Genomic DNA, 24,151 nt, shown 5'->3' on the forward strand with positions numbered 1-24,151 from the left:
GCCGCAGATCCTACTTGTCGGTAACTTCCTCAGGCCAGCGCCAGGAACACCCGCTCCAGCTCCTCGAGCTCCTCGGGGGGCGCACCCTCGGCGGTCTTGCGGCGCAGCTCCTCCACCAGAAGGGTGAAGGCTGCCTTGTCGAGCGCGCGGGTGACCGCCTTGAGCTGGGAGACCACCTCGCTGAGACTGCGGCCCTCCTCCATCATGCGCTGCACGCCGCCGAGCTGGCCCTGCGCCCGGCGCACCCGGTTGAGGACGACGGGGTTCTTCGACGGGCCTGCTTCGACGCTCATGCGGTCAGGTAACCATCCGGGCCTCCGGCGATTCCACGCGATCACGACCGGCCTTCGGACCCGACGGGCCCCGGGCTCGTCACAGGTCTCTCGATGTCGAGAATCTCGACCTCTGCTAGCGTCGGCAGCATGAGGGACGAGGTCGACGACCTTTCCGAGGACTGGGCCCGGGAGCGGCCCGACCTCGACCTGTCCCCGGTCGCGATCTTCTCCCGGCTCGGCCGGCTCTCCCGCCATCTCGACCTGGCCCGTCGCGAGGCCTTCACCCGGCACGGCATCGAGTCCTGGGAGTTCGACGTGCTGGCCGCACTGCGCCGCGCGGGCACGCCGTACGAGCTCTCGCCGGGCCGGCTGCTGCGCGAGACGCTGGTGACGAGCGGGACGATGACCAACCGGGTGGACCGGCTCGCCGCGCGCGGCTTCGTGGAGCGCAACCCCGACCCCGAGGACCGCCGCGGCGTCCTGGTCCGGCTGACCCCGGAGGGCAAGACGGCCGTCGACGGCGCCTTCGGAGCGCTGCTGCAGGCCGAGGCGACCTTCCTCACCGAGCTCTCCGAGGCGCAGCAGGAGCAGCTGGCCGACCTGCTGCGGCAGCTGCTCGTCCGGTTCAGCTGAGCCGAGACGTCACCTTTCGCCGGTCGAGTGGTCAGTCGAGGACCTCGGCGGCCTCCAGCCACTCCAGCTCGAGATCGGACTTCTCCGCCGCGAGCACGTCGAGCTCGGCGCTGAGCTCGGCCAGCCGGGCGTAGTCCGCCGCATGCTCGGCGATCGCCGCGTTCAGCTCCGCCTCACGAGCCGCGATCCGCTCCAGCCGCTTGTCGATCCTGGCCACCGTCTTCTTGGCCTCGCGCTCCTCTGCGGAGCCGGCCTTGGCCTTCGGCGAGGCAGGAACTGACGCCTCGGCCGGCGGAACCTGACCCTTCGACCCACCGGACGTGACCTCTCGGGTCCCCGAAGGTGACGTCTCGGCGGGGAGGCGGCGCTCCAGGTACTCCTCCACCCCCCGCGGCAGCATCGAGATCTGGCCGTCGCCGAGCAGGGCCCAGATCGAGTCGGTGACCCGCTCGAGGAAGTAGCGGTCGTGCGAGACCACGATCAGGGTCCCGGGCCAGCCGTCGAGGAAGTCCTCGAGCACTGTCAGCGTCTCGATGTCGAGATCGTTGGTCGGCTCGTCGAGGAGCAGCACGTTCGGCTCGGTCAGGAGCAGCCGCAGCAGCTGGAAGCGCCGTCGCTCGCCACCGGAGAGATCGCCGATCCGGGTGACCAGCTTGTCGCCGGTGAAGCCGAACCGCTCCAGCATCGAGGTCGCCGAGAGCTCCTGGCCGTCCAGCGTCTTGGAGACCCGGCGGATCGACTCGACCGTCGGCAGCACCCGCGCCTCGGGATCGAGGTCGTCGAGCTGCTGGGTCAGGTGCTGGAGCGCGATCGTGCGGCCGTGCTTGACCTTGCCGACCGCCGGCGGCAACGAGCCGTCGAGCAGCGAGAGCACCGATGTCTTGCCGGCGCCGTTGACGCCGACGATGCCGATCCGGTCGCCCGGACCGATCCGCCAGGTCGCGTGCGAGAGCAGCTGCCGCTCGCCGCGGAACAGGTCGACGTCCTCGACGTCGATCACGTCCTTGCCGAGCCGCTGGGTGGCGAAGCGCTGCAGCTCGAAGCGGTCGCGCGGCGGCGGGACGTCCTCGATCAGCGCGTTGGCGGCATCGATCCGGAACTTCGGCTTGGAGGTGCGGGCGGGCGCACCTCGGCGCAGCCAGGCGAGTTCCTTGCGAGCGAGGTTCTGCCGGCGTGCCTCGACAGCACTCGCCTGCCGGGAACGCTCGGCCTTCGCGAGCACGAACGCGGCGTACCCACCCTCGTAGGCGTCCACGACGCCGTCGTGCACCTCCCAGGTGTACTGGCACACGGCGTCGAGGAACCAGCGATCGTGCGTGACCACGACCAGCGCCGAGGAACGGCCGACGAGGTGGTCGGCCAGCCAGGCGACCGCCTCGACGTCGAGGTGGTTGGTCGGCTCGTCGAGGACGATGAGGTCGTGCTCGCCCAGCAGCAGCTGGGCCAGCGCGCACCGGCGGCGCTCGCCGCCGGAGAGTCCGTCGACGATCCGTTCCAGGCTGATCCCGGCGAGCAGCACCTCCACGATCTCGCGGGTGCGCGACTCGGCCGCCCACTCGTGGTCGCTGCGGCCCTGCAGCACTGCCTCGCGGACGGTGTGGGTGTCGACGAGCTGGTCGCCCTGGTGCAGGTAGGCGATCTCGAGGCCGCGGCTGCGCGAGACCCGGCCGGTGTCGGGCTCCTCGATCCCGGTCATCACCTCGAGCAGCGTGGTCTTGCCGTCGCCGTTGCGGCCGACGATCCCGATCCGCTCCCCGGCACCGATGCCGAGGGAGACGTCGGAGAGCAGCGGCCTGATGCCGTAGGACTTGGAGACGTGTTCGAGATTGAGGAGGTTGGCCATCGCGCCTCCATTGTCTCAGGCGGGCGGTCAGACGCCCCAGTCGTGGCCGCGACCGCCCCGGTCAGTCGTAGCTGACGACGTGCGCGCCGGCCACCGGCGCCGGCACCGCCCAGCAGTGCTCGTGGCCGGCCGCCTGCATCGCCCCGGCGATCTCGCGCGCGTGCGCAGCGTCGCGACACAGCAGCAGCACCGTCGGCCCGGACCCGGAGAGCAGCGTCGCCAGCGCACCGGCCTCGGCGCCGTCGGCGAAGGTACGCCGCAGGTCGGCGCGCAGGTCCAGGGCCGGCTCCTGCAGGTCGTTGCCCACGCTGGCCGCGAGCAGCTCGAGGTCGCCGTTGCGCAGTGCCTCGACGAGCGAGTCGGGGATCACCGGATCGGTGGCAGCGGGGGTCAACTCGTCGAAGTGCCGGTAGACGGCAGGGGTGGAGAGCCCGACCGCGTTGCCGACGACCACCCACCACCAGGCGCCGTGGTCCTCGAGCGGCTCGACCAGTTCTCCGCGCCCGTGCCCGGCGGCGGCACCGCCGAGCAGCGCGAACGGTACGTCGGAGCCGAGCTCGCCGGCGATCCGCAGCAGGTCCTCGTCGGTCGTCCCCAGCGACCACAGCCGGTCCAGGGCGAGCAGGGTCGCGGCGGCATCGGCGGACCCGCCGGCGAGACCCCCTGCCACCGGGATGCCCTTGTGGATCTCGATCCGCGCCGCCCTGTCGATGCTGTGGTGGGCAGCCAGTGCCCGGCCGGCCCGGATGGCGATGTTGGACCCGTCCTGCGGCACCTCCGCGAGCGCGACGTGGGCCTCGCCGGTCACCGTCACGACCCACTCCTCCGCATCGGCGACGAGGACGTCGTCGTAGAGCCCCACCGCCTGGTAGACCGTGGCGAGCGGGTGGAACCCGTCGGCCCGCACGGGACCCACGCCGAGATGGAGGTTGATCTTGGCCGCGGCCCGGACGGTCACGGTCATGCGTGCAGCCTCTCGGTGATCGCGATGAAGTCGTCGACGGTCAGCATCTCCCCGCGCGCCATCGGATCGATGCCGGCGCCGGTCAGCGCCGCCTCCGCCGCCTCCGCGGAGCCGGCCAGCTCGCGCAGCGCACCGCGCAGCGCCTTGCGGCGATGGGCGAAGGCGGCGTCGACCACCGCGAAGACCTGCTGCCTGGTCGCGGTGGTGGGCCGCGGCGGCCGGTGCACCCAGGCGACGAGTCCGGAGTCGACGTTGGGAGCGGGCCAGAAGACGTTGCGCCCGATCGCACCGGCCCGGCGGACGTCGGCGTACCAGGCCGCCTTGACGCTCGGGACGCCGTAGACCTTGGACCCGGGTGCGGCGGCGAGCCTGTCGGCGACCTCGGCCTGCACCATCACGAGGCCCTTCCGCAGCGTCGGCAGCAGGGCCATCAGATGCAGCAGCACCGGCACCGAGACGTTGTAGGGCAGGTTGGCCACCAGCGCGGTCGGCGCGGGTCCCGGCAGGTCGGAGACCTTCAGCGCGTCCTCGTTGACCAGCCGGAACCGGTCGGCGACATCGGCCGCGTGCTCGCGGATCGTCTGCGGCAGGCGGCCCGCCAGGAGCGGGTCGATCTCGATCGCCGTCACCTCGGCACCGGTCTCCAGGATCGCCAGCGTCAGGCTGCCCAGCCCGGGCCCCACCTCGACCACCACGTCCCCGGCGCCCACGCCCGACTCCCGCACGATCCGGCGGACCGTGTTGGCGTCGATGACGAAGTTCTGTCCGCGCTGCTTGGTGGGTCGCAGCTCCAGCTCTGCGGCGAGTGCGCGGACCTCGGCGGGTCCGAGCAGGCGGAGGTCGGGCATGGGCGACAGGCTAGCGGGGAGGCCCGTCGGCGCCGCGGTCGCCGACGTCCGCCGACCCGTCGAGGTGCCTCGACAAGCTCGGCGGACGTCGGTCGCGCGGTGCTGGAGGGCCGGCTAGGCCCCGCGACCGCAGACGGGCCAGGCGCCGTAGCCGCCCGAGGCGTCGCGGACCTTGGTCGCGATCGCGATCTGCTCGGAGCGCGAGGCCTGCGAGGGCAGCCCGGTGCCGCCGTAGGCATGCCAGGTGCCGAGGTTGAACTGCAGGCCGCCGTAGTAGCCGTTGCCGGTGTTGGCGGCCCAGTTGCCGCCGGACTCGCACTGGGCGATCCGGTCCCAGACGCTGCTGCCACCGGCGTAGTTCGCCGTGGGCGCCTTCGTCCCGACGGCGACGACCTCGGCGGTCGGCTGCTTGAGCACGCTCTGCGAGACGACCCGCTTCCTGACCAGGTCGCCGTTGCGGTAGATCAGCCGGTAGACGACGTCGCGCTTGCCGTCGACGCCCGGGGTGGTCACCTTGCGGGTGCCCTGGGGCAGCGACGCGTCCTGGTGCTCGACCGTCGGCGCCGGCACCGTCTCACCCTCGACCGACCTCGTCGTGGTGCTGAAGTCGGTGAAGACCACCCGATCCCCGTCCACGAGCGGCCGGTCGACGGCCGGGTGCACCACGTCGCGACCGTGCGGGTCGTAGCCGAGCTGGGTCAGCGCCTCACCGACGGTGCCGGCGGCCACGGTACGCACCTCGGGCTTGGCGCCGGCGAGCTGCACGGTGATCGTCTTCGGGGTGGTGACCTCGAGCGCCATGCCCTCGCGGCCGATGCTGGCGCTGCGACTGGTCGAGAGGGCCGCGGCGCGGTAGTTGCTGCCGATCTCGTCGAGGGCGTCGTCGACGGTGTCGGCGGTGACCCAGTACGTCTGCTTGTGACCGTCGACGTCGAGGTTCAGCGGCTTTCCGAACCGGACGTCGATCTGGCTGCCGTCGCCCACCTTGTCCGAGAGACCGGGGGCGACCTCGTCGTGCGGACCGACCGAGATGTGCTGTGCCTTGAGGACGCCGGCCACGGTCGAGGACATCGTGTCCACGTGCTTGGTCCTGCCGTCGACGGTCAGGGTGACGTCGTGGTTCAGGGAGGCGTAGCCGGCGGTGGTGCCCGCCACGGCGAGGGCGCCGACAGCGGCGAGGACGATCAGATTTCTGCGGGTGTTGAGGCGCTGTGTGAGCGTGCGGAACTGCACGGTTCTCCGATGTTCGAACTCCCCGGGCCTCGGTGCCGGCTCCTCCTCCCGGGCTGTGGGACCGGGGCAGGTCTCCGCACGGGAGCCTTGGGAGCCAGCGGCGAAATCACGTCTCCGATCCCGGCCGTCAGCGTCCCAGGGCAACAAGTTTCGCGGCGAAACTCAACTCGAGGGCTCGGATCTGGCGGGCGATCGTGAGAATGGTCTCAATATTTCGCCTCAGGTGTCACAGGAGTCCCACCGGCATCTGCTCAGGGACGCCCCAGGATCTTCTGCACCGCCGACTTCGTGATGCCCAGGCGGAGCGCTATCCACTCCATGGTCCGCCCGTTGGCCGCGAGCTCCCGGACGTAGGCCCGCCGCCGGTCGGCCAGCTCTCGGGTCTGCTCGCTCAGCCGCGTCAGCTCGAGGCCCGCCTCGATCGCCTTGAGGACCAGGTCGCGGTCCCGCTCCTCCTGCGGGGGCGTACTCCCCCGTCGCGACCGACCCCCTGCAGCGCCGGCGGTCGCCGCCGCATCGCGGAACGCGTAGATCAGCCGAGCAGCGGCGGGGCCACCGGGGTCGCCGGGGGCGAGGATGAGCGGCTCGAGCAGCGCTCGCAGCGGGGCGGGGTTCTGGCTCCGCGTCGCGGCAGCGCAGGCTCTGTCGTTGCGGTCCTTGTCCAGCAACGTCCAGTCGACCGAGCGGCCCGACACCTGCGCCACGTCGGCCAGGAAGCTGCGTTGCGCACGCCCGTTGCCCTCCCGGAAGGGGTGGACGTGATTGAGGTCGAGGTAGAGCAGCGCCAGGCCGCTGAGGAAGACCTCGTCCTCGACCACCTCGCTCAGGAGCGGCCCTTCGTGGAGTCGGACGAGGACCTTGGTGAGCCGGGCGTCGATGAGATCGTGCGGCCAGAAGTGCGTGCCGCCCTTGCTGAAGTCCTCGCTGCGGTAGTTCCCGGCCCAGTCGTAGACGTCACCGAACAGCCAGCCGTGGAGCGCGCGCAGGTGGGCGGCGGTGAAGGTGCGCTCGACCGGCGCCAGGCCGATGGTGGCGAGGCGGACGCCGACGAAGTAGGCCTCCGCGCGGGCCAGCTCCTCCTTGTCGGTGATGCCCCGGCGGTTCCGCAGGACGGTCGTGCCGGGATAGAAGGAGGACTCAGTCACGGGCAGGGGGCCAGCGGCGATCCCCGGCGGCGAGCATCTGCTCGAGGGTCGCCCGACCGGCCGCGTACTCACGCGCGACGTCCAGGAACTCCTCGGTCGGCTCCACGCCCTCGAGGCGGCTGGAGACCACGGCGTTGCCGAGGTCGCGGCTGCGCGACTCGACGATCGTCATGCCCGATCCCCTTCCGACGCCCGTACACCCCCACTGTACGTCGATGACCGCCGCGGCACCAGGCGCACGACGACGCTCGCGGAAGACCGCCTACCAGGCGCCGTACGCCCTGTCGGTGTTCGCGTCGACGGCCAGGCAGAGCGCCTCGAGGTCCTCCTCGAGCACCTCGGCCATCACTCGCAGCGTGGTCGGGACCATGTACGCCGCATTGGTCGCGCCGCGATGCGGATGCGGGGTCAGGAACGGCGCATCGGTCTCGACCAGGATCCGGTCGCGGGGCGTGATCGCGAGCGCCTCGCGCAGGTAGGAAGCGTTCTTGAAGGTGACGGTGCCGGCGAACGAGAGGTAGGCGCCCCGATCCAGGCAGGCGCGAGCGAAGGCTGCGTCGCCGGAGAAGCAGTGCATCACCCAGCGCTCGGGCGCGCCCTCCTCGTCGATCACCGCGAGCACCGCGTCATGCGCCTCCCGGTCGTGGATCTGCAGCGTCTTGTCGTGCCGCTTCGCCAGATCGATGTGCCGGCGGAACGACTCGGTCTGCACCGCCCGGCCGTCCTCCCCGGTACGGAAGAAGTCGAGCCCCGTCTCCCCCACCACCCGCATCTTCGGATGCGCCGCCACCAGCCGCTCGATCTCGGCGAGCGCGGCCTCCAGATCCGGCTGCAGGGGCGCGTCGTTGGGATGCAGCGCCGCTCCGCCGATCACGTTGGCCCACTCCCGCGACGCCTGCTCGGCGAAGCGTGCGGAGGGCAGGTCGCAGCCGATCTGCACGATCCGGGTGACCCCGACGGCGGCAGCCTTCGCCAGTCCCTCGGCCACCGGCAGCTCGTCCTCACCCCGGACGATGTCGACATGGCAGTGGTTGTCCACGACCGGTGCGGGCAGCGGCTCGGGCAGCGGTGCGAAGCTCACGCGTCCCCGATCCGGCCCAGGATCGCCTCGGCGGCCTCCTGCGGCGCGTGCGTGGGGATCCAGTGCGAGACGCCGACCAGCTCGACGAACTCGTAGGGCCCGGTGCAGTACTCCGCCGTCTCCTCCGGGCCCTTGCGGTCCAGCGCCGTGTCGCCGTCACTCCACACCATCGTCGTCGGCACGCGCACGGTCAGGTCGTCGCGCAGCCCGCCCAGCGAGAACGGCAGCGCCCGGTAGTAGCCCAGTCCACCGGGCAGCGCCCCGTACTCGACGATCTCGGTCTGGAAGCGGGCGACGTCCGCCCGGGTCATGCCGGCGCCACGCAGCATCCGCCGCATCCGGCCGGTCTCACCCAGCCACTCCGGCAGGAGCGGCACGTTGAAGGCGGCCATGTACCAGGACTTGAGCGCCTGACGCCCGCGCAGCGCATGGACGAAGGCGGCGGGGTGCGGGACCGAGAAGGCCGTGTACGACGCGACCAGCTCGGGTCTCTTGGCGGCGAGATGCCAGCCGACCATGGCACCCCAGTCGTGCCCGACGAGGTGGATCGGCACGTCGCCGCCCTGGCCCCGGACAGCCTCGATCAGCGCCGCGACGTCGCGGGAGAGCTCGGGCAGGACATAGTCCCGGCGGCGCGGCGGACGGGCACCCGGCGAGTAGCCGCGCTGGTCGGGCGCCAGGGTGCGCAACCCCTGGGCGTGCAGCAGCGGGGCGACGTCGCGCCAGCAGGTGTTCCGTTCGGGGAAGCCGTGCAGCAGCACCACGACCGGACCGTCCAGGGGGCCGGTGTCGGCGACGTCGAAGACCAGCCCGTCGCGCTCGTACTGCGTGATCCGCTCCGTCATCGTGCGTCCGCTCCCTGCGCTCGTCGTCTCACGTCGGCTGCTTGTGCACCGCGTCGTAGACCTGCCGCTTCGGCAGGCCCGCCAGCCGGGCGACCTCGGCGATCGCCTCCTTGCGGGTCAGTCCGCCAGCCTCCTCCTCGGCGACGGCGGCCCGCAGGCTGGCGTCGTCATCCGCCACCGTAGCGGCTGCGCCGACGGCCCCCTGGACGACGATGGTGACCTCGCCGCGAAGGCCGTCCTCCGCCCAGGCGACCAGCTCCGCGAGCGGACCGCGACGTACCTCCTCGTGGGTCTTGGTCAGCTCGCGGCACACCGCAGCCGGCCGGTCCTCACCGAACGCGTCGCGCATCGCCGCCAGGGCGGCCGGCGTGCGGTGCGGGGCCTCGAAGAAGACCATCGTGCGCTCCTCGGCCGCCAGCGAGGCCAGTCGGCGCGAGCGCTCGCCGTTCTTGCGCGGCAGGAAGCCCTCGAAGCAGAACCGGTCGACCGGCAGACCGCTGACCGCCAGCGCCGTCAGTACGGCGGAGGGGCCGGGCACGGCCGTCACGGCGACACCGGCCGCCACGCATGCCGCGACCAGCCGGTAGCCCGGGTCGGAGACCGACGGCATGCCCGCGTCGGTGACCAGGAGCACCCGCTCACCGCCGAGCAGCGCCTCCAGGAGCTGCGGCGTACGGCCGCTCTCGTTGCCCTCGAAGTAGGAGACCACCCGGGCCGAGACGCTCACCCCGAGCTCGGTGGTGAGGCGCTTGAGACGCCGGGTGTCCTCCGCGGCGATGACGTCGGCACCGGCGAGCTCCTCGGCCAACCGCGGCGGGGCGTCGGAGACCCGGCCGATCGGGGTCGCCGCCAGCACCAACACGCCTGGACCATCTCCGGAGGACACGGCCCCATCGTAGAGTTCACGATCGTGACGACCGCGCCACCTGCCTCCGCACCCTCGCGCGAGCCTCGCCCGGACGCGCCGCTCGTGCGCCGCACGCTGAGCAGGACCGCGCTGGGACGGCCGGTTCCTTCCGCGTGGCGACGGGCGGCGGCTCGGATGAGCGACGAGGACCCGGTGATCAGCTGGGTGGTCTCGATCGGCATCACCGTGATGGCGTTCCTGCTGCGGATCTGGCATCTCGGCTCGCCGCACGTCTTCGCCTTCGACGAGACCTACTACGCCAAGGACGCGTGGTCGCTGCTGCACTACGGCTACGCCCGCAACGCCGTCACCGACGCGGACAAGCTGATCCTGGGCGGCACCACCGACCCGACCAAGGTCTTCAGCCCCGACGGCGCGGAGATGATCGTCCACCCCGAGGTCGGCAAGTGGCTCATCGCGCTGGGCGAGAAGGCCTTCGGGATGGACCCGTTCGGCTGGCGCATCGCGTCCGCCGTGATCGGCGCCCTGATGATCCTGGTGCTGATCCGGCTGGTCCGACGCCTGACCGGCTCCACCCTGCTCGGCGCCGTGGCCGGCCTCCTGATGTGCTTCGACGGCCTGGAGTTCGTGCTCTCCCGGCTCGCCCTGCTCGACATCTTCGGCGCGTTCTTCATCCTGCTCGCTGTGCACTTCATGGTCATGGACCGGGACTGGTTCCGCGCGAAGATGGCCCGGCTGGTCACCGAGCAGGACGTGCTGCGCCACCAGCAGGACGGCGCAGCCTTCGGTCCCGTCCGCCGACTGCTGTTCCGGCCGTGGCTGCTCGCCTCGGGGCTCACCTGGGGCCTGGCGCTGGGCACCAAGTGGGACGCCGCTTACCCGCTGGCCTGCTTCGCGCTGCTCTCCCTCGCCTGGTGCGCCGGGGCGCGCCGGATGTTCGGCGTCTCCTGGGCGGGAGTCAAGTCGCTGCTGGCCGACGGCGTGACGGCGTTCGTCCACCTCGTCGTGGTGGCAGCGGTCGTCTACGTGACCTCGTGGACCGGCTGGCTGATCCACCATCACGTCTACGAGCAGTCGCTGTCCTCGACCCAGTACACGCAGTACACCGGCAAGGGCCACTGCGGCGGGACCGACAACCACACCTACGTCTCCGACGACCCGGACACCTCGGCCCGGTGGTCGACGGCGAAGGAGCCGGACCAGCACGGTCTCGCCGGCGTCGAGCAGGCACTGAAGTCGCTGTGGTACTACCACCAGGACGTCTACACCTTCCACACCAACTTCCTGCAGTGCGCGACCCATCCCTACGCCTCCCAGCCCGCGGGCTGGCCGCTGCTGAACCGCCCGGTCGGGGTCGCCGCGGACAACGGCATCCAGCCCGGCGCCACCGACGGTGGCCAGACGTGCAAGGCCGCCGCGGGCGACACCTGCCTGCGCCAGGTGCTGCTGCTGGGCACGCCGGTGCTGTGGTGGGGCGGTGCTATCGCCCTGATCGCCGCGGGCATCCTGTGGATCGGCGCCCGCGACTGGCGCTACGGCGTCGCCGTCGTCGGCGCCCTGTCGACGTGGCTGCCCTGGCTGCAGTACGCGAACCGGCCGATCTTCAGCTACTACGCGATCTCGATGCTGCCCTTCATCATCGTGGCGATCGTGCTGGGCATGGGCCGGATGATCGGCACCGCCCGGGTCTCCACGCCCCAGCGCACCGTGGGCGTGATCGTCTCCGGGGCGTTCTTCCTGCTCGTGCTGGTGAACTTCGCCTGGTTCTGGCCCATCTACACCAACGGCCTGCTGAGCCGCGCGCAGTGGCTCGACCGCATCTGGTTCCAGAGGTGGATCTGATGCGCAGCCGGATCGTGTGGTGGGCCCTGGCCCTCGACCTCGTGTGCGTGGTCGCGTTCGCCGCCGGCGGCAAGGACGCGCACGACGAGTCGTCGACGTGGTGGGTGGTCGTCCGGATCGCGTGGCCCTACGCGGTCGCGTGCCTGCTGGGGTGGGCGTACGTCGCGCGCCGCGGGTGGGACCCGCGGCAGGTACGCCCCGCCGGCATCGTCGTGCTGGCGGCGACGTACGTGCTCGGGATGGTGCTGCGGCTGATCAGCGGCCGGGGGATCGCCGTGGGCTTCCTGATCGTGGCCATCGTCTTCCTCAGCCTGACGATGCTCGGCTGGCGCCTGGTCGCGGGCTGGCTGGCCGGCCGCCGCGCTGCGGCCTGAGAGGCGCCTCGCCGTCGTCGCTCACGACACCGTCGCCGCGCGCATCTTCGCCAGCCGGTCGCGCAGCGCATCGGCTCGGTGGGCGTTGCCGGCGAGGTCGACGTAGGCGTCGCCGTACGCCCACAGGAGCGCGTCGTCGAGGCGACGGACGGCCCCGGGCGGGTAGCGGTAGGCCATCCGCCGGGCGACCGTCTCCTCGTCGACCGGGCGCAGCGCCGCGGCGAGCTCGGTCAGCGAGGTGATGCCCAGCTCGAGGATGAGGCTGGCGATCCACGCATAGTGGTCGATCCGCGACCAGCCGGCGTCGGCATACTGTCCGGCGAGGAACGCCGCCAGCTCGCGCGGGCTGATCCGCGGGTCGTCGTCGGCCGCCTCGAGCACCGTGTCGTGCAGGCCGAGCCGCAGACGGTCGCGGATCGTGGAGAACTCCCGGTCGGCGAGCTCGAGCAGGCCGGCAGCGAGCGTGAACCGGCGGTCGAACTCCGAGACGTGCTCGGCCGGGATGGTGCCCTTGTAGCGGATGTCGTGCTCGAACTCCGCCCACGCGTGCTGCAGCACCGTCCGGATCTGGACCTGCGCCTGGCGACCCGCCAGCAGCTCGTAGCCGGCGGGCGGCTCGCGGTCCGGGTCGAGGCCGACCAGCAGGTGCCGGCTGGCATAGCCGAAGCGGCCCTCGTCGGCGGTCTCCCGGCCCATGTCCCGGTCGTCGTGCACCACCACCTCGTCGCCGAGCAGATCGACGACCGCCTGGACGTCGCTGTGCACGTAGGTGATCACGCGGATGCCGATCTGGTCGGTGATCTCCTCCAGCGGCCTGCGGTAGATGCGCCGCCCGTCGAGGGTGCGGGCGGCCTTGGCGGCGAAGGAGGAGACCGACTTGGCCCGTCCGCCGACCGTCAGGTAGTTGATGCCCGCGTCGTCGAGGATCCCTGTCACCAGCCGTACGAACTCCTCGGTCGCCCGCTGTCGCTGCGGCTGGGTCCGCGCGTACTCGCGGACGGCGACGTCCGGATCGGTCATCGACGCGGTCCGCTGGCGCGGCGTCGGAGTGAGGTCCTCGGGCAGCGTCGGCGTGACGATGTAGCCCGTCTCGAAGTCGCCGTACGTCGTGGTCTGCTCGGGCCGATGGGTGGCGAACAGGGCGACGTATGCGCACACCACCGCGTCCACCTGGTCCTCGACGACCCGCAGCTCGCTCTTGCGGATCGCGTCCCTCACCGCGTGGGACAGCGACCGCCACGAGCGGGCGCCCGCGGGGTCGGCCGCCGCGCCGTCGAGGATGAGCGGCGGCTCCGCACTCGCCCGCGACTCCAGCAGGTCCATCAGCAGGGTGAGCTCGGCGCGCAGCCGGGCGAAGTCGCGGCCGGGCTTGTTCTTGTACTTCAGCGTCCGGCCTAGCCGGAACAGCGCGACGGTCGCCGGGTGCGGGTACACCTCGATCGCGCGCCGGCCACGGCCGGACCGCGGGTTCATGTCCAGGCCGAGCCGGCTCGCGATCCGTGCTCCGCGGGGCTGGCCGCTCAGCTCGGGCTTGCCGGTGTTCGACGGGTGGGCGCCGGCGTCGAACCGGGCGAAGTCGGCGTTCAGCAGTGCCTCGGCGGGGCGGTTCCCGGTGGCGTTGGTGACGATGAGGGGCGCGTCGATGGCGACGAGGCAGTCGCCCTCGACGTACGGCGCGAGCGTCTCGACGATCTCATCGTCGTCGATCGCCTGCGACACGTGCACCAGCCGCCCGGCCTCGTCGAGCACCGCCAGCCCGGTCGGCCTGCGCTCGCCCCAGGCCAGGTCGACTCCCACGAAGTACATGCGCCCAGGGTGACAGGTCTCCCTTCGCTCGGGCGGGTCGCCCGGGTGAGGGTCGGCGCGGCGGCACCCGACAGCTCGCGGAGGCGAGTCGCTATCCTTCCCTCCGGACCCGACGACGACCCGACGCTCAGGGCCGGCCGCAGGTGATGAGGAGACAGTGACCCAGGCAGGAACCTCCGACGAGCCCCTGGCGGCCCCTCGCGAGGTCACGGCGCCGGCGCCCGCACGTGCGTCCGGCTGGGACTGGTCGGACCCGACGGTGCTGCTGGTCGAGGACGACCCGGGCGACGCGCTGCTGGTCGAGGAGCTCGTCGCGGACTGCCATCCGCCGATGTCCCTGCGGCACGCGAGCTCACTCGCCGAGGCCACCGCGCTGCTCGCCGACCTGCGACCCGACTGCGTCCTGCTGGACCTCCACCTCCCCGATGCGCAGGGTCTCGACGCGCTGACGGTGATCCAGGACTCGGCCGAGACCATCGCCGTCGTCGTCCTGACCGGTCAGAGCGAGGAGGAGATCGGCCTGGCGGCGATGGCCGCCGGCGCCCAGGACTATCTCGTCAAGGGCCACGTCGACGCCGAGTGGCTCGGCCGCGCCGTCCGGTACGCGATGCAGCGCAAGGAGGCGGAGCGCTCGGCGGTCGCCCTGCACGCCAGCCAGCTGCTCGCCCAGGAGAACGCGCGTCTCGAGCGCGGGCTGCTGCCCAAGCCGCTGATCGGCACCACCCACGCCCTGGAGGTCGTCAGCCGCTACCAGCCCGGCCGGGCCCAGGCGCTGCTGGGCGGGGACTTCTACGACGTGATCCAGCTGTCCGACGGCACGGTCGAGGTGCTCATCGGAGACGTGTCGGGTCACGGGCCGGACGAGGCTGCCCTCGGGGTCGCGCTCCGCATCGCCTGGCGCACGCTCGTGCTCAGCGGGATCCCGGCCGACCAGCGCGTCGGGCGCCTCGAGCAGATCCTCATCGCCGAGCGGCCCGCCGAGCACACCTTCGCCACCCTGACCTGCGTGACGATGCTGCCCGATCGGCAGCGTGTGCGGGTCGTGCGCGCCGGCCACCCCGGCCTCATGGTGCGCACCGCCGACTCGCTGGAGCTGATCGAGGTCTCCGGCGGTCCGGCCATCGGCATCCTCCCCGACTCGGAGTGGGAGGCGGCCGAGCTGGTGATGCCGGGCGCCCCCTGGGGGCTGGTGCTGTTCACCGACGGCCTCTTCGAGGGCCGCACCGACCTCGCCGGCAACCGGCTCGGCGAGGACGGGCTGCTGACGGTGGGGCGTGAGCTCACAGCGGCCTCCTCCGAGGACTTCGTCGACAGCCTGGTGGAGCACGCCCAGCGCTTCTCCGAGGGCTACGGCGGCCTGGAGGACGATCTGGCCCTCCTGCACCTGCGATGGCACGAGGGAACGGAGGCACGGCGATGAGCGCCCCCGCGGAGCGACGGCGCGGCCGGATGACGGTGCAGCGCTGGATCTACCTCACGCTCGGGGTGATGACCGTGCTGGTCGCTCTCGGGGCCGTCATCGGTGCCCAGCTGCTGGCCCAGACGACCAGGGACTCCGATCGGCTGATCAAGCACATCCAGCCCGCGCGGGTGGCAGCGTCCCAGCTGCAGGCGACGCTGATCGACCAGGAGACGGGCGAGCGTGGTTACGCCCTCACCGCCGACCCGCAGTTCCTGGCGCCGTACGAGGACGGGCAGAAGAGCGAGCGCGCGCTGGTGGCGCAGATCCGGGCGCTGCTGCCGCACGACGAGCAGGTGCTCGCCGACCTCGACCGCGTCGAGTCGGCCGCGGCGCAGTGGCGCCACGACTTCGCCGATCCCCTCATCGCCGGGGTCACGCCGGGCCATCCGCGGCAGCCGGACGAGACCGCCGCGATCCGGGCCAAGGCGTCCTTCGACCAGCTGCGCGGCCTCTTCACCGCCCAGAACGAGCACCTCCTCCAGGTCCGCGATGCCAGCCTCGCCGAACTGCGCCACGCCCGGCAGGTCCGCGACGGCGTGTTCGTGACGATGCTCGTGCTCTTCTTCCTCACCGCCGCGCTCATGATCGTGCTCGTCCGTGGCCTGGTGATCCGGCCGCTGGAGGCGCTGCGGGCCTCCAGCCGCCGGATCGCCGGAGGCGACTTCGAGCACCCGATCTCCCAGGGCGGCCCGGGCGACCTGCGCGCCCTCGCCCGAGACGTGGACCGCATGCGGCACCGCATCACCGAGGACCTGGACACCGCTCGCCGGCAGGAGCGCGAGATGTCCGAGCTCGCCGCCAGTCTGGACGCGCAGGCGTTGGAGCTGCGGCGCTCCAACGCCGAGCTGGAGCAGTTCGCCTACGTCGCCTCGCACGACCTGCAGGAGCCGCTGCGCAAGGTCGCCTCCTTCTGCCAGCTGCTGGAGAAGCGGTACGGCGGCGTCCTCGACGAGCGCGGGCAGCAGTACATCGACTTCGCCGTGGACGGCGCCAAGCGCATGCAGGTCCTGATCACCGACCTGCTGACCTTCTCCCGCGTCGGGCGGATCAGCGAGGAGCAGGCGTCGGTGCCCCTGGACGCCGTGGTGGACCGTGCCCTGGCCAACCTGGCGACGGCCGTGGAGGAGACCGGCGCCCTCGTCTCGCGGCCGGTCCCGCTGCCCGAGGTCAGCGGCGACCCGACGCTGCTCGCGATGCTGTGGCAGAACCTCGTCGCCAACGCGATCAAGTTCCGTGCCGCGGACCGCCCGCCCGTCGTCACGCTCACCTGCCGACCCGACCCCGACCGGGCCGACGGCGCCGGCTGGCTGTTCGCCGTGACCGACAACGGCATCGGCATCCCGGCCGAGTTCGCCGACAAGGTGTTCGTGCTCTTCCAGCGGCTGCACAGCCGCGAGGCCTACGCCGGCACCGGGATCGGGCTCGCGCTGTGCCGCAAGATCGTGGAGTACCACGGCGGCCGGATCTGGATCGACACCGAGCACACGGGCGGCACCCGGATCTGCTTCACTTTACCGACGGAGTCCGCCGAGCGTGACCGCGCGACGGCGAAGCCCACGGAGGGAATCGCTTCATGACCGGCCCCACGCAGCCCATCGAGGTCCTGCTCGTCGAGGACGATCCCGGCGACGAGCTGATGACGCGCGAGGCGTTCGAGGACAACAAGATCGCCAACACGCTGCACGTCGTCCGCGACGGCGAGGAGGCGCTCGACTTCCTCTACCGACGCAACGAGCATGCGGACGCACCGAGGCCCGACCTGATCCTGCTGGACCTCAACCTGCCCAAGTACGACGGGCGCCAGGTGCTGCAGCAGATCAAGTCCGACGCCGACCTCTCCCTGATCCCGGTCGTGGTGCTGACCACCTCCTCGGCCGAGGAGGACATCCTGCGCAGCTACAAGCTGCACGCCAACGCCTACGTGACCAAGCCGGTCGACCTCGACCAGTTCATCGCCGCCGTCCGGCAGATCGACGAGTTCTTCGTGACAGTGGTCCGGCTTCCCGGCCGGAACTGACCCGCCCGCCGCGCAGCGGCGTCGCCGAGGTCAGGCTCCGGTCGCCGGTCCGACCACGATCACGTGCAGGTTGCGCGGACCGTGCACGCCCTCGACCCGGCTGAGCTCGATGTCGCTGGTGGCCGACGGTCCGCTGATCCAGGTCAGCGGCCGGCCCTGACGCACGCTCGCGGTCAGCAGCCCGACCGCGTCGGGCACGTCGAGCACCACCTGGTCGACGGTGACGATGCAGACGTGCGTGTCCGGCACCAGGGTGATGGCGCGACGGCCCTGGCCCGGACCGTGGTCGAGCACGATCGTCCCGGTCTCGGCGATGCCCACGACGGCCTCGGTGACGACCACGTCGATCCCGTCGAGGTCCGCGGCGGTCAGGCTGCCGTCGTCGACTGTCGCGCCCGGGACGTCGACCCCGAGGCCGGCCGGCACCACCACCGAGGCGCCAGCGGGCACCGCCGCAGCGACGGCCGCCGCGAGATCCTCCGGCGTACTCCTCACGACGGCGGCGCGGTAGTCGGCCACCCGCTCGGCGAAGTGTCCGACGACGTCCTCGACCGGCGTACGGCGGGGGGCGGGGGGCGCTGCCGGCACGTCGGTGACGTCGGCCAGCGCCGACCGCACCCGGGCCAGGATCTGCTCGCGAGCCGTCATCGTCCCTCTCCTTCCGAGCGGCCGCCATCGGTCCGCTCCCACCACGACCTGAACGACTCCGGTGGGGCCGGCGGGAGGTCGCGTGCTCCGGCCCACTTGCTCAGGACCGGCAGCGAGCCCAGCCGTCGGGCGGCACCGAGGCCGACCCGGGTGAACCGCTCTCCGAAGCCGAGCTTGCGCGCATCGGACAGCGCCACCGCCGCGCCCTTGAAGGCGATCGCCTCGGCGGCATGTCCGGAGCCGAGGGACTTCACCCCGTGGCCGCGGCGGGCGTCGACGACCTGGGCACGCTGGTCCACCAGCACCGAGGGGATGTCGATGCGGACCGGGCAGGCCTCGAAGCAGGCACCGCAGAGCGAGGAGGCGTACGGGAGGGAGTCGACCTGCTCGTCGGTCCCGATGCCCTTGAGCAGCGGGTTGAGGATCGCGCCGATCGGGCCCGGGTAGACCGAGCCGTAGGCGTGCCCGCCGGTGCGCTCGTAGACCGGGCACACGTTCAGGCAGGCCGAGCAGCGGATGCAGCGCAGCGCCTGTCGCCCGGTCCGGTCGGCCAGGGCGTTCGTGCGCCCGTTGTCGAGGAGCACGACGTGCACCTCCTGCGGCCCGTCGCCCGGGGTGACGCCCGACCAGGTGGAGGTGTAGGGATTCATCCGCTCACCCGTCGAGGAGCGCGGCAGCAGGCGCAGCAGCGGGTCGAGATCCTCCCACTGCGAGACGACCTTCTCGATGCCCACCACCGAGACGAGCACCTCGGGCAGGGTCAGGCACATCCGGCCGTTGCCCTCGGACTCCACCACCACCAGGGTGCCGGTCTCGGCGACGGCGAAGTTGGCGCCCGAGACCCCGACCTTGGCCCGCAGGAACTTCTCCCGGAGGTGCTCGCGCGCGGCGGCCGCCAGGACGGCCGGCTCGTCGGTGAGGTCCTCCGGCGCGGGCCGGCCGACCTCCTTCATCGCACGCAGGAAGATCTCGCGCACCTCGGCGCGGTTGCGATGGATGGCGGGGACGAGGATGTGCGAGGGCAGGTCGTCGCCCAGCTGGACGATCAGCTCGGCCAGGTCGGTCTCCCAGGCGGCGATGCCCTCGGCGGCCAACGCCTCGTTGAGCCCGATCTCCTGGGTCACCATCGACTTGACCTTGACCACCTCGTCGACGCCGTGGCGGCGGGCGATCCCGGTCACGATCCGGTTGGCCTCGGCGGCGTCCTGAGCCCAGTGCACCGTCGCGCCGTTGGCGGTCAGGGTCTCCTCCAGCCGCAGCAGCTCCCGCTCCAGCCCGAGCAGCGCCGCCTCCTTGACGCCGGCTCCCGCGAGGCGCAGGTCCTCCCAGCCGGAGTCGCCGGTGATCGAGTCGGTGACCTCCTCGACCAGTCGGGAGCGCTTGCCGCGGATGGTGCCGGTCGCGTGCGCGAGGTTGTGACGCAGCTGGGCGTTGCCGAGGGCCTCGCGCGCAGCGGTCGGGAAGACCGGCATCCCGACGAAGGTGCCGCTCATCGCCGGGCTCCTGCGGTCGTGGGGACGCCGAGGACGGCGCCCTCGGTGGAGGCCAGGATCTCGGCCAGGTGGACGGTCCGGACACCGGCGCGCTGGCGGCTCATCAGACCGCCGATGTGGGTCAGGCAGGAGTTGTCGCCGGCCACCAGCACCTCCGCACCGGTCTCCTGGACGTGACGCACCTTGTCGGTGCCCATCGCCACCGAGGTGTCGGCGTTCTTGACGGCGAACGTGCCGCCGAAGCCGCAGCACTGGTCGGCACCGGGCAGGTCGAGCAACGTCAGCCCGCGGACGCTCTCCAGCAGCAACCGGGGCCGGTCCCCCACCCCGAGCATGCGCAACGAGTGGCAGGTCGGGTGGTAGGTGACGGTGTGCGGGAAGTAGGCGCCCACATCGGTCACCCCCAGGACGTCGACGAGGAACTCCGAGAGCTCGTAGACCCGCGGCGAGACCTCCGCCACGGCCCGCTCCAGGCCCGGGTCGCCGGAGCGGCGGGCGACCAGTCCGTGCTGGTGACGAGCCGAGCCGGCACACGAGCCGGAAGGGGTCACGATGGCGTCGTATCCGCTGAACGCGTCGACGAAGGTGCGCACCACCGGCACCGCCTCGTCGAGGTAGCCGGTGTTGACCATCGGCTGAGCGCAGCACGTCTGCGCGGCGGGGAAGTCCACCTTCACGCCGAGGCGACGCAGCAGGCGGACCACCGCCTGTCCGGTGCCGGGGTAGAGCGCGTCGTTGATGCAGGTGACCATCAGGGCGACGCGCATCGGGCCGACCGTCATTCGGGTTCCGCCTTCCTGCGTTGACCATTGTGTGGTCTGACCACACACGGCGACTGTAGAGTGACCGTCACCCGGCGTCAAGGTCGCCGACCCGCAGCGAGGAGCACCCCCGTGACCGAGGCCGCCTGGCGACCCGTCGCCCGCAGCCGCGCCTACGAGCTGGTCGTCGACCAGATCGAGGAGCAGATCCTGGCCGGATCGCTGCGCGTCGGTGAGCGCCTGCCCGGTGAGCGGGAGCTGGCCGCGCGGCTGGAGGTGTCGAGGGCGGCGGTGCGCGAGGCCATCCGCACGCTGGAGGCCCAGGGGGTGGTGCGCTCCTCGGTCGGGTCTGGGCCGGACGCCGGCACCGTCGTCTCCGCCGTACCGTCCGAGGCGTTGAACCGGCTCCTGCGGCTGCACGTCGCGCTGGCGAACTTCCCCATGCGCGACGTCGTCGAGGCGCGGGTGATGCTGGAGCGGTTCTCCGCCACCCTCGCCGCAGCCCACGCCGACGAGGCGCGGCTGGCGCACCTGCTGGCGCTGCTCGAGGCGATGGACGACACCGGCATCGACCGGGAGCGGTTCAACGACCTCGACACCGACTTCCACATCGCCATCGCCGAGGCGGGCGGCAACCGGCTGGTCGCGGACATGACGATCGCGATCCGCGACTCCACCCGGCGCCCGATCCTGCGCGGCCTCGAGGGGCTCGGCGATTCCTGGACCGAGGTCTGCGCCGACCTGCGCCACGAGCACCGTCGCCTCTACGACGCGATCCTCGCCGGGGACGCCGGGGCGGCCGCCGACGAGGTCGAGACGCACATCCGCGGGACGAGTCGCTGGCTGCCCGGTGCCCTCGACTGAGGTCGGCGATGGCTCGGCAAGGCAGGCAGCCGAACCGTCACTCCTCCGGCCGGTTCCGCCAGGGCGGCGCCGGTCGACCCGGCACAGCTCGGCGAACCGACGCGGCTCGGCTCAGCGCACCGTCCGCTCGGTGTAGGGGATCAGCCGCACCGGCCCGACCAGCCCGTAGGCCTGCCGCGGCACCACGCCGTAGACCGCCGGCGTGACGGTGCGCAGCCGGTTGATCAGCGTGCTGGCCACCTCGACCTCGATCAGGTTGCGCCCCGCGTGCAGCAGGTCGCCGACGTCCACGGCCGTGTCGAGGACGTCGCAGGGCGGCACCCGGCGGCCGTTGACCCGCACCCGGAAGGTGTCGTTCACCTCGCCGAGGTCGAGGACGGCGCCGTCCGCACCCGTCCAGTCGCGGCCCAGGTCGACGGTGACGGTGTAGGTGCCGACGCCCGAGACGTCCTCCAGCCCGGCGATCTGCGACCAGGGCGCCAGCGTGTCCAGGTGGACGCGGCGCACCGGCCGGATCGTCTCGGTGGCGCTCGCGCCGGGCTGCCAGTCCTCCACCGCCAGGTCCCAGGCGGCGAGCGCGATCGGGTCACGGACCCGGTCGATGGTGACCGAGCGCGTCCGGCCGCCGGTCGTCACGCTGACAGTGCCGGCGGCGCTCGCCCGCAGCACGAGGGCGTTCCCCTCGACCCGGAGCGACCCGGCGGAGACGGCCGTCGCCGACGGCGTCCGACCGTGCGGCCTCGCCAGCGCCACCACGCTGGACTGTCCCGGCAGCAGGTCGACGCTCACGCGGATCTGGTCCCCCTGCCGCTCCCAGAGCGCGATCGGGCTGGTGGCGCCGGTCCATGCGTCGAGCAGGTAGGGCACGGCGTCGGAGCGGCTCGCGGTCAGCCACAGATCCTGGGTGACGCGGACCAGCTTGCGGTTCTCGGCGTGCTTGGCGTTGGCGACGTAGTAGAGATCGGTGTCGCCGACCACCCGGTGCATCGTCATCGCCGTCGAGCTGTCGTGCCGTACGTCCGGGGTGATGCCCAGATCGGCCAGCGCCGCCGGGATGTCGGTCTCGAGCGCCACCGTCCGCGTCGTCGGCAGCGCCTGGATCCTGGTCACCAGCGCCCGGACGCGGTCGGTCTCGCCGGGCTGCGCGAGCCCGACGGGGGCGGCCGTCGTCCAATCGCCGAGGAAGATCACCGGCAGCCCGTCGCGCGCAAGCTCCAGGACGCGCTGCGCTGTCGCCTCGGCGATCGTGCACTCGCCGCCACGGAACTGGTCCGGCCCGATGATCATCACCTTGTACGCCGGACCGTCGGGGGCCAGCCGGCCGCGCCGTACCCTCGCCCTCGGCAGGTCCAGGAGCGCCGGCGTCGCGAACGAGTGGGTCCAGCCGATCGGGATGCCGTTGTTGGTCGCCCACGGCGCCCCGATGCCGGTCGAGGTCCAGCCCTTCTGGCGCAGGAAGACCACGTCGTAGCGCGGCGTCCCGGTCTGGAGGACCAGCTGGGTGCGATTGAGGTAGTCGGCGACGTCGGGGATGTGGCGCCACTGCGGCGTGCGCGGTCCCCAGGCGTCGCCGTAGCCCACCGCGTTGCTGTAGTACGGCGAGAACGCGGCGAAGCCGGGCCAGGTCACCTCCGGCGCGGTGGCGTAGGCGAAGCCGTGGATCATCGCCATGTTGACACCGGCGACGTACACGCTGTTGAGCGTCTGCAGCGCGCGGTCCCAGGTGGTCTGGTAGGCCGCACCCGCGTAGCAGATCGCCTCGCACGACATCACCGTGTGCCCGGCCATGTCGCGACCGCCCGCCTCCACGCGGTAGTCGTCGAGGTTCTTGAAGCCCAGCGACTCCGTCTCGGGGATGTCGAGCAGCGAGGCGTGCTCGACGGTGTCGGTCTGCAGCCCGTACGGCTGCACCCGCAGCCCCATGCCCAGACCGCGGGCGAACGCCTGGATCCTCAGCAGGTGGTGATCGCGGTAGAGATCGGAGATCACCTGGTTGAAGTCGTCGCGCACCCGCGTCGTGGTGACAGCGTCGTAGGCGAAGACGTACTTCTCCTTGACCTCGACCACCAGCGGCAAGTAGGGCAGCAGGTCGTAGCCCGCGCGCTCGGCGAACTCGTGCACCATCAGCGGCGTCCAGATGGTCGCGCCGCTCTCGATCTCCAGCGAGTCCTCGAAGAGGTAGCCACCTGCCTGACGCAGCAGGCGTCGCATCTCGCGGTCGAGGATGCGCTCGTTCCAGAAGTCGATCACGGCGCTGGACCCGGCAGCGCTGAAGTGGTCCACCACGTAGGCCCGCGGATCGGTGTGCGGCCCCGCCTCCGGCTCCTGCGCGGAGCCGCGGCGCCAGTACGACAGCACCAGCCAGGTGCCGCCGGCCGGGGCGGTCCACGTCAGGCGGCCGTCCACGACGCGGTCGGTCAGGTCGACGTACGTCGTGGGGTCCAGCGTCTGCACGCCCTTGACCGGGGCGCCGACGGTGAGGAACGCCTGCACCGCCTCCAGGTGACGCACGGTGCTGCCGCCGGCCGGTGCCACCAGCGGCTCGGGCACCGCCGCGTCGTAGACCTCGCCGCCGGCGACCTGTGCCTGGCCGTGGGCGAGCTCGGTGCACGCGGCGTCGTCGTCCGGGGTGATCGTGGGCACCGCCGCCGGCCAGGACGGGCCGATCGTGATGTCGATGCGTACGTCGCGCCGCGCTCCCTGGGCCAGCGCCGCCTTCACGCCGGCCACCCACGACGCGGTGCCCCAGCCGAAGCGCTGCAGGTCCATGGTGATGCCGCGGGCGGCAAGGCTGTGCGTCACGTCGGCCACCTCCAGCACGCCGAAGCCGGCCGCCGCCACCTGGTCGACCTCGCGGGCCACCTCGGCCGCGGTGACGTCGCCGTTCGGCCACCACCAGCGGAAGCCCGCCGCCGTCCGCTTCCCCGGCCGCCGGAAGCCGGCCAGGACCTCGGCCCCCGAGGCCCGGGCGGACGAGGTTCGGCCGACACCGCCTGCGGCGGCCGCCTGTGCGGGCGCTCCGGCCAGGACGGCGACGCCGGCCGCCGCCGCGGCGGCGCCGAAGAGCGCGCGGCGGCGGATGCCGGACGGGTCCTGCTGCGCGTGGTGCGCGTGCTGCTCACTCATCATGTCTCCCGAGTTGTGATGGC

At 72.1% G+C, this 24,151-nt stretch carries 22 protein-coding genes; 7 read left to right on the forward strand and 15 right to left on the reverse strand.

Annotated features, from left to right (window positions below):
* Positions 1–29 precede the first annotated feature (29 nt).
* Entirely contained in the window at positions 30–293 is a 264-nt protein-coding gene (locus P5P86_RS18010) for a metal-sensitive transcriptional regulator (RefSeq protein WP_280608824.1), read from the reverse strand.
* Between the two features lie 129 nt (positions 294–422).
* Here P5P86_RS18010 and P5P86_RS18015 point away from each other — a divergent pair, with 129 nt between their 5' ends.
* On the forward strand, positions 423–908 hold the full coding sequence (locus P5P86_RS18015) for a MarR family winged helix-turn-helix transcriptional regulator (protein WP_280608825.1): 486 nt from the start codon (positions 423–425) through the stop codon (positions 906–908).
* A gap of 31 nt (positions 909–939) precedes the next feature.
* Here P5P86_RS18015 and P5P86_RS18020 read toward each other — a convergent pair whose 3' ends face one another.
* The 9 genes from P5P86_RS18020 to rsmI form a co-directional block, all read right to left on the reverse strand.
* Complete coding sequence (locus P5P86_RS18020) at positions 940–2,751, reverse strand: ABC-F family ATP-binding cassette domain-containing protein (RefSeq protein ID WP_280608826.1); 1,812 nt, start codon at positions 2,749–2,751, stop codon at positions 940–942.
* A gap of 61 nt (positions 2,752–2,812) precedes the next feature.
* Complete coding sequence (locus P5P86_RS18025) at positions 2,813–3,715, reverse strand: 4-(cytidine 5'-diphospho)-2-C-methyl-D-erythritol kinase (RefSeq protein ID WP_280608827.1); 903 nt, start codon at positions 3,713–3,715, stop codon at positions 2,813–2,815.
* Positions 3,712–4,563: a 16S rRNA (adenine(1518)-N(6)/adenine(1519)-N(6))-dimethyltransferase RsmA gene (rsmA, locus tag P5P86_RS18030; protein WP_280608828.1), complete on the reverse strand. Its 852-nt coding sequence runs from the start codon at positions 4,561–4,563 to the stop codon at positions 3,712–3,714. The genes P5P86_RS18025 and rsmA overlap by 4 nt, the downstream gene beginning before the upstream one ends.
* Positions 4,564–4,677: 114 nt before the next feature.
* Complete coding sequence (locus tag P5P86_RS18035) at positions 4,678–5,796, reverse strand: resuscitation-promoting factor (protein WP_280608829.1); 1,119 nt, start codon at positions 5,794–5,796, stop codon at positions 4,678–4,680.
* 251 nt (positions 5,797–6,047) lie between these two features.
* Positions 6,048–6,941, reverse strand: a complete 894-nt coding sequence (locus P5P86_RS18040; RefSeq protein ID WP_280608830.1) for a Fic/DOC family protein — start codon at positions 6,939–6,941, stop codon at positions 6,048–6,050.
* Entirely contained in the window at positions 6,934–7,113 is a 180-nt protein-coding gene (locus tag P5P86_RS18045) for an antitoxin VbhA family protein (RefSeq protein ID WP_280608831.1), read from the reverse strand. Before P5P86_RS18045 ends, P5P86_RS18040 begins: the two co-directional genes overlap by 8 nt.
* A gap of 90 nt (positions 7,114–7,203) precedes the next feature.
* Positions 7,204–8,022: a TatD family hydrolase gene (locus P5P86_RS18050; RefSeq protein WP_280608832.1), complete on the reverse strand. Its 819-nt coding sequence runs from the start codon at positions 8,020–8,022 to the stop codon at positions 7,204–7,206.
* The gene (locus P5P86_RS18055) at positions 8,019–8,867 is read right to left on the reverse strand and encodes an alpha/beta fold hydrolase (protein ID WP_280608833.1); all 849 of its coding nucleotides are present in this window, start codon (positions 8,865–8,867) and stop codon (positions 8,019–8,021) included. The genes P5P86_RS18050 and P5P86_RS18055 overlap by 4 nt, the downstream gene beginning before the upstream one ends.
* 28 nt (positions 8,868–8,895) lie before the next feature.
* On the reverse strand, positions 8,896–9,753 hold the full coding sequence (rsmI, locus tag P5P86_RS18060; RefSeq protein ID WP_280608834.1) for a 16S rRNA (cytidine(1402)-2'-O)-methyltransferase: 858 nt from the start codon (positions 9,751–9,753) through the stop codon (positions 8,896–8,898).
* Positions 9,754–9,909: 156 nt separating this feature from the next.
* On the opposite strand from rsmI, the gene P5P86_RS18065 reads away from it, so the two are divergent.
* Positions 9,910–11,577 (forward strand): dolichyl-phosphate-mannose--protein mannosyltransferase, encoded by a 1,668-nt coding sequence (locus P5P86_RS18065; RefSeq protein WP_280608835.1) that lies wholly within the window; start codon positions 9,910–9,912, stop codon positions 11,575–11,577.
* Positions 11,577–11,951: a DUF3054 domain-containing protein gene (locus P5P86_RS18070; protein ID WP_280608836.1), complete on the forward strand. Its 375-nt coding sequence runs from the start codon at positions 11,577–11,579 to the stop codon at positions 11,949–11,951. Before P5P86_RS18065 ends, P5P86_RS18070 begins: the two co-directional genes overlap by 1 nt.
* A gap of 21 nt (positions 11,952–11,972) precedes the next feature.
* Here P5P86_RS18070 and P5P86_RS18075 read toward each other — a convergent pair whose 3' ends face one another.
* The gene (locus P5P86_RS18075) at positions 11,973–13,757 is read right to left on the reverse strand and encodes a DUF429 domain-containing protein (RefSeq protein ID WP_280608837.1); all 1,785 of its coding nucleotides are present in this window, start codon (positions 13,755–13,757) and stop codon (positions 11,973–11,975) included.
* 157 nt (positions 13,758–13,914) lie between these two features.
* Here P5P86_RS18075 and P5P86_RS18080 point away from each other — a divergent pair, with 157 nt between their 5' ends.
* Genes P5P86_RS18080 through P5P86_RS18090 form a run of 3 tightly spaced genes read left to right on the forward strand, consistent with a single transcriptional unit; the run spans position 13,915 to position 17,236 of the window.
* Complete coding sequence (locus P5P86_RS18080) at positions 13,915–15,177, forward strand: PP2C family protein-serine/threonine phosphatase (RefSeq protein ID WP_280608838.1); 1,263 nt, start codon at positions 13,915–13,917, stop codon at positions 15,175–15,177.
* Positions 15,174–16,796, forward strand: a complete 1,623-nt coding sequence (locus tag P5P86_RS18085; RefSeq protein ID WP_280608839.1) for a sensor histidine kinase — start codon at positions 15,174–15,176, stop codon at positions 16,794–16,796. The genes P5P86_RS18080 and P5P86_RS18085 overlap by 4 nt, the downstream gene beginning before the upstream one ends.
* Positions 16,793–17,236, forward strand: coding sequence for a response regulator (locus P5P86_RS18090; RefSeq protein ID WP_280608840.1), 444 nt, complete (start codon positions 16,793–16,795; stop codon positions 17,234–17,236). The genes P5P86_RS18085 and P5P86_RS18090 overlap by 4 nt, the downstream gene beginning before the upstream one ends.
* Positions 17,237–17,266: 30 nt before the next feature.
* Here P5P86_RS18090 and P5P86_RS18095 read toward each other — a convergent pair whose 3' ends face one another.
* The 3 genes from P5P86_RS18095 to P5P86_RS18105 are packed head-to-tail and all read right to left on the reverse strand — an operon-like array spanning position 17,267 to position 20,144.
* On the reverse strand, positions 17,267–17,884 hold the full coding sequence (locus P5P86_RS18095; RefSeq protein WP_280608841.1) for a LutC/YkgG family protein: 618 nt from the start codon (positions 17,882–17,884) through the stop codon (positions 17,267–17,269).
* Entirely contained in the window at positions 17,881–19,377 is a 1,497-nt protein-coding gene (locus P5P86_RS18100; RefSeq protein ID WP_280608842.1) for a lactate utilization protein B, read from the reverse strand. The genes P5P86_RS18095 and P5P86_RS18100 overlap by 4 nt, the downstream gene beginning before the upstream one ends.
* Complete coding sequence (locus P5P86_RS18105; RefSeq protein ID WP_280608843.1) at positions 19,374–20,144, reverse strand: (Fe-S)-binding protein; 771 nt, start codon at positions 20,142–20,144, stop codon at positions 19,374–19,376. The genes P5P86_RS18100 and P5P86_RS18105 overlap by 4 nt, the downstream gene beginning before the upstream one ends.
* Before the next feature lie 126 nt (positions 20,145–20,270).
* Here P5P86_RS18105 and P5P86_RS18110 point away from each other — a divergent pair, with 126 nt between their 5' ends.
* Positions 20,271–21,002 carry a FadR/GntR family transcriptional regulator gene (locus P5P86_RS18110; protein WP_280608844.1) on the forward strand — a complete coding sequence of 244 codons (732 nt, stop codon included), beginning with the start codon at positions 20,271–20,273 and terminating at the stop codon, positions 21,000–21,002.
* A gap of 111 nt (positions 21,003–21,113) precedes the next feature.
* On the opposite strand, the gene P5P86_RS18115 is transcribed toward P5P86_RS18110, so the two are convergent.
* The gene (locus tag P5P86_RS18115; protein ID WP_280608845.1) at positions 21,114–24,128 is read right to left on the reverse strand and encodes a glycosyl hydrolase; all 3,015 of its coding nucleotides are present in this window, start codon (positions 24,126–24,128) and stop codon (positions 21,114–21,116) included.
* Positions 24,129–24,151 lie beyond the last annotated feature (23 nt).

Origin of the sequence: Nocardioides sp. BP30, assembly GCF_029873215.1 — a bacterium.
In the GTDB taxonomy this organism is placed as follows: Bacteria; Actinomycetota; Actinomycetes; order Propionibacteriales; family Nocardioidaceae; genus Nocardioides.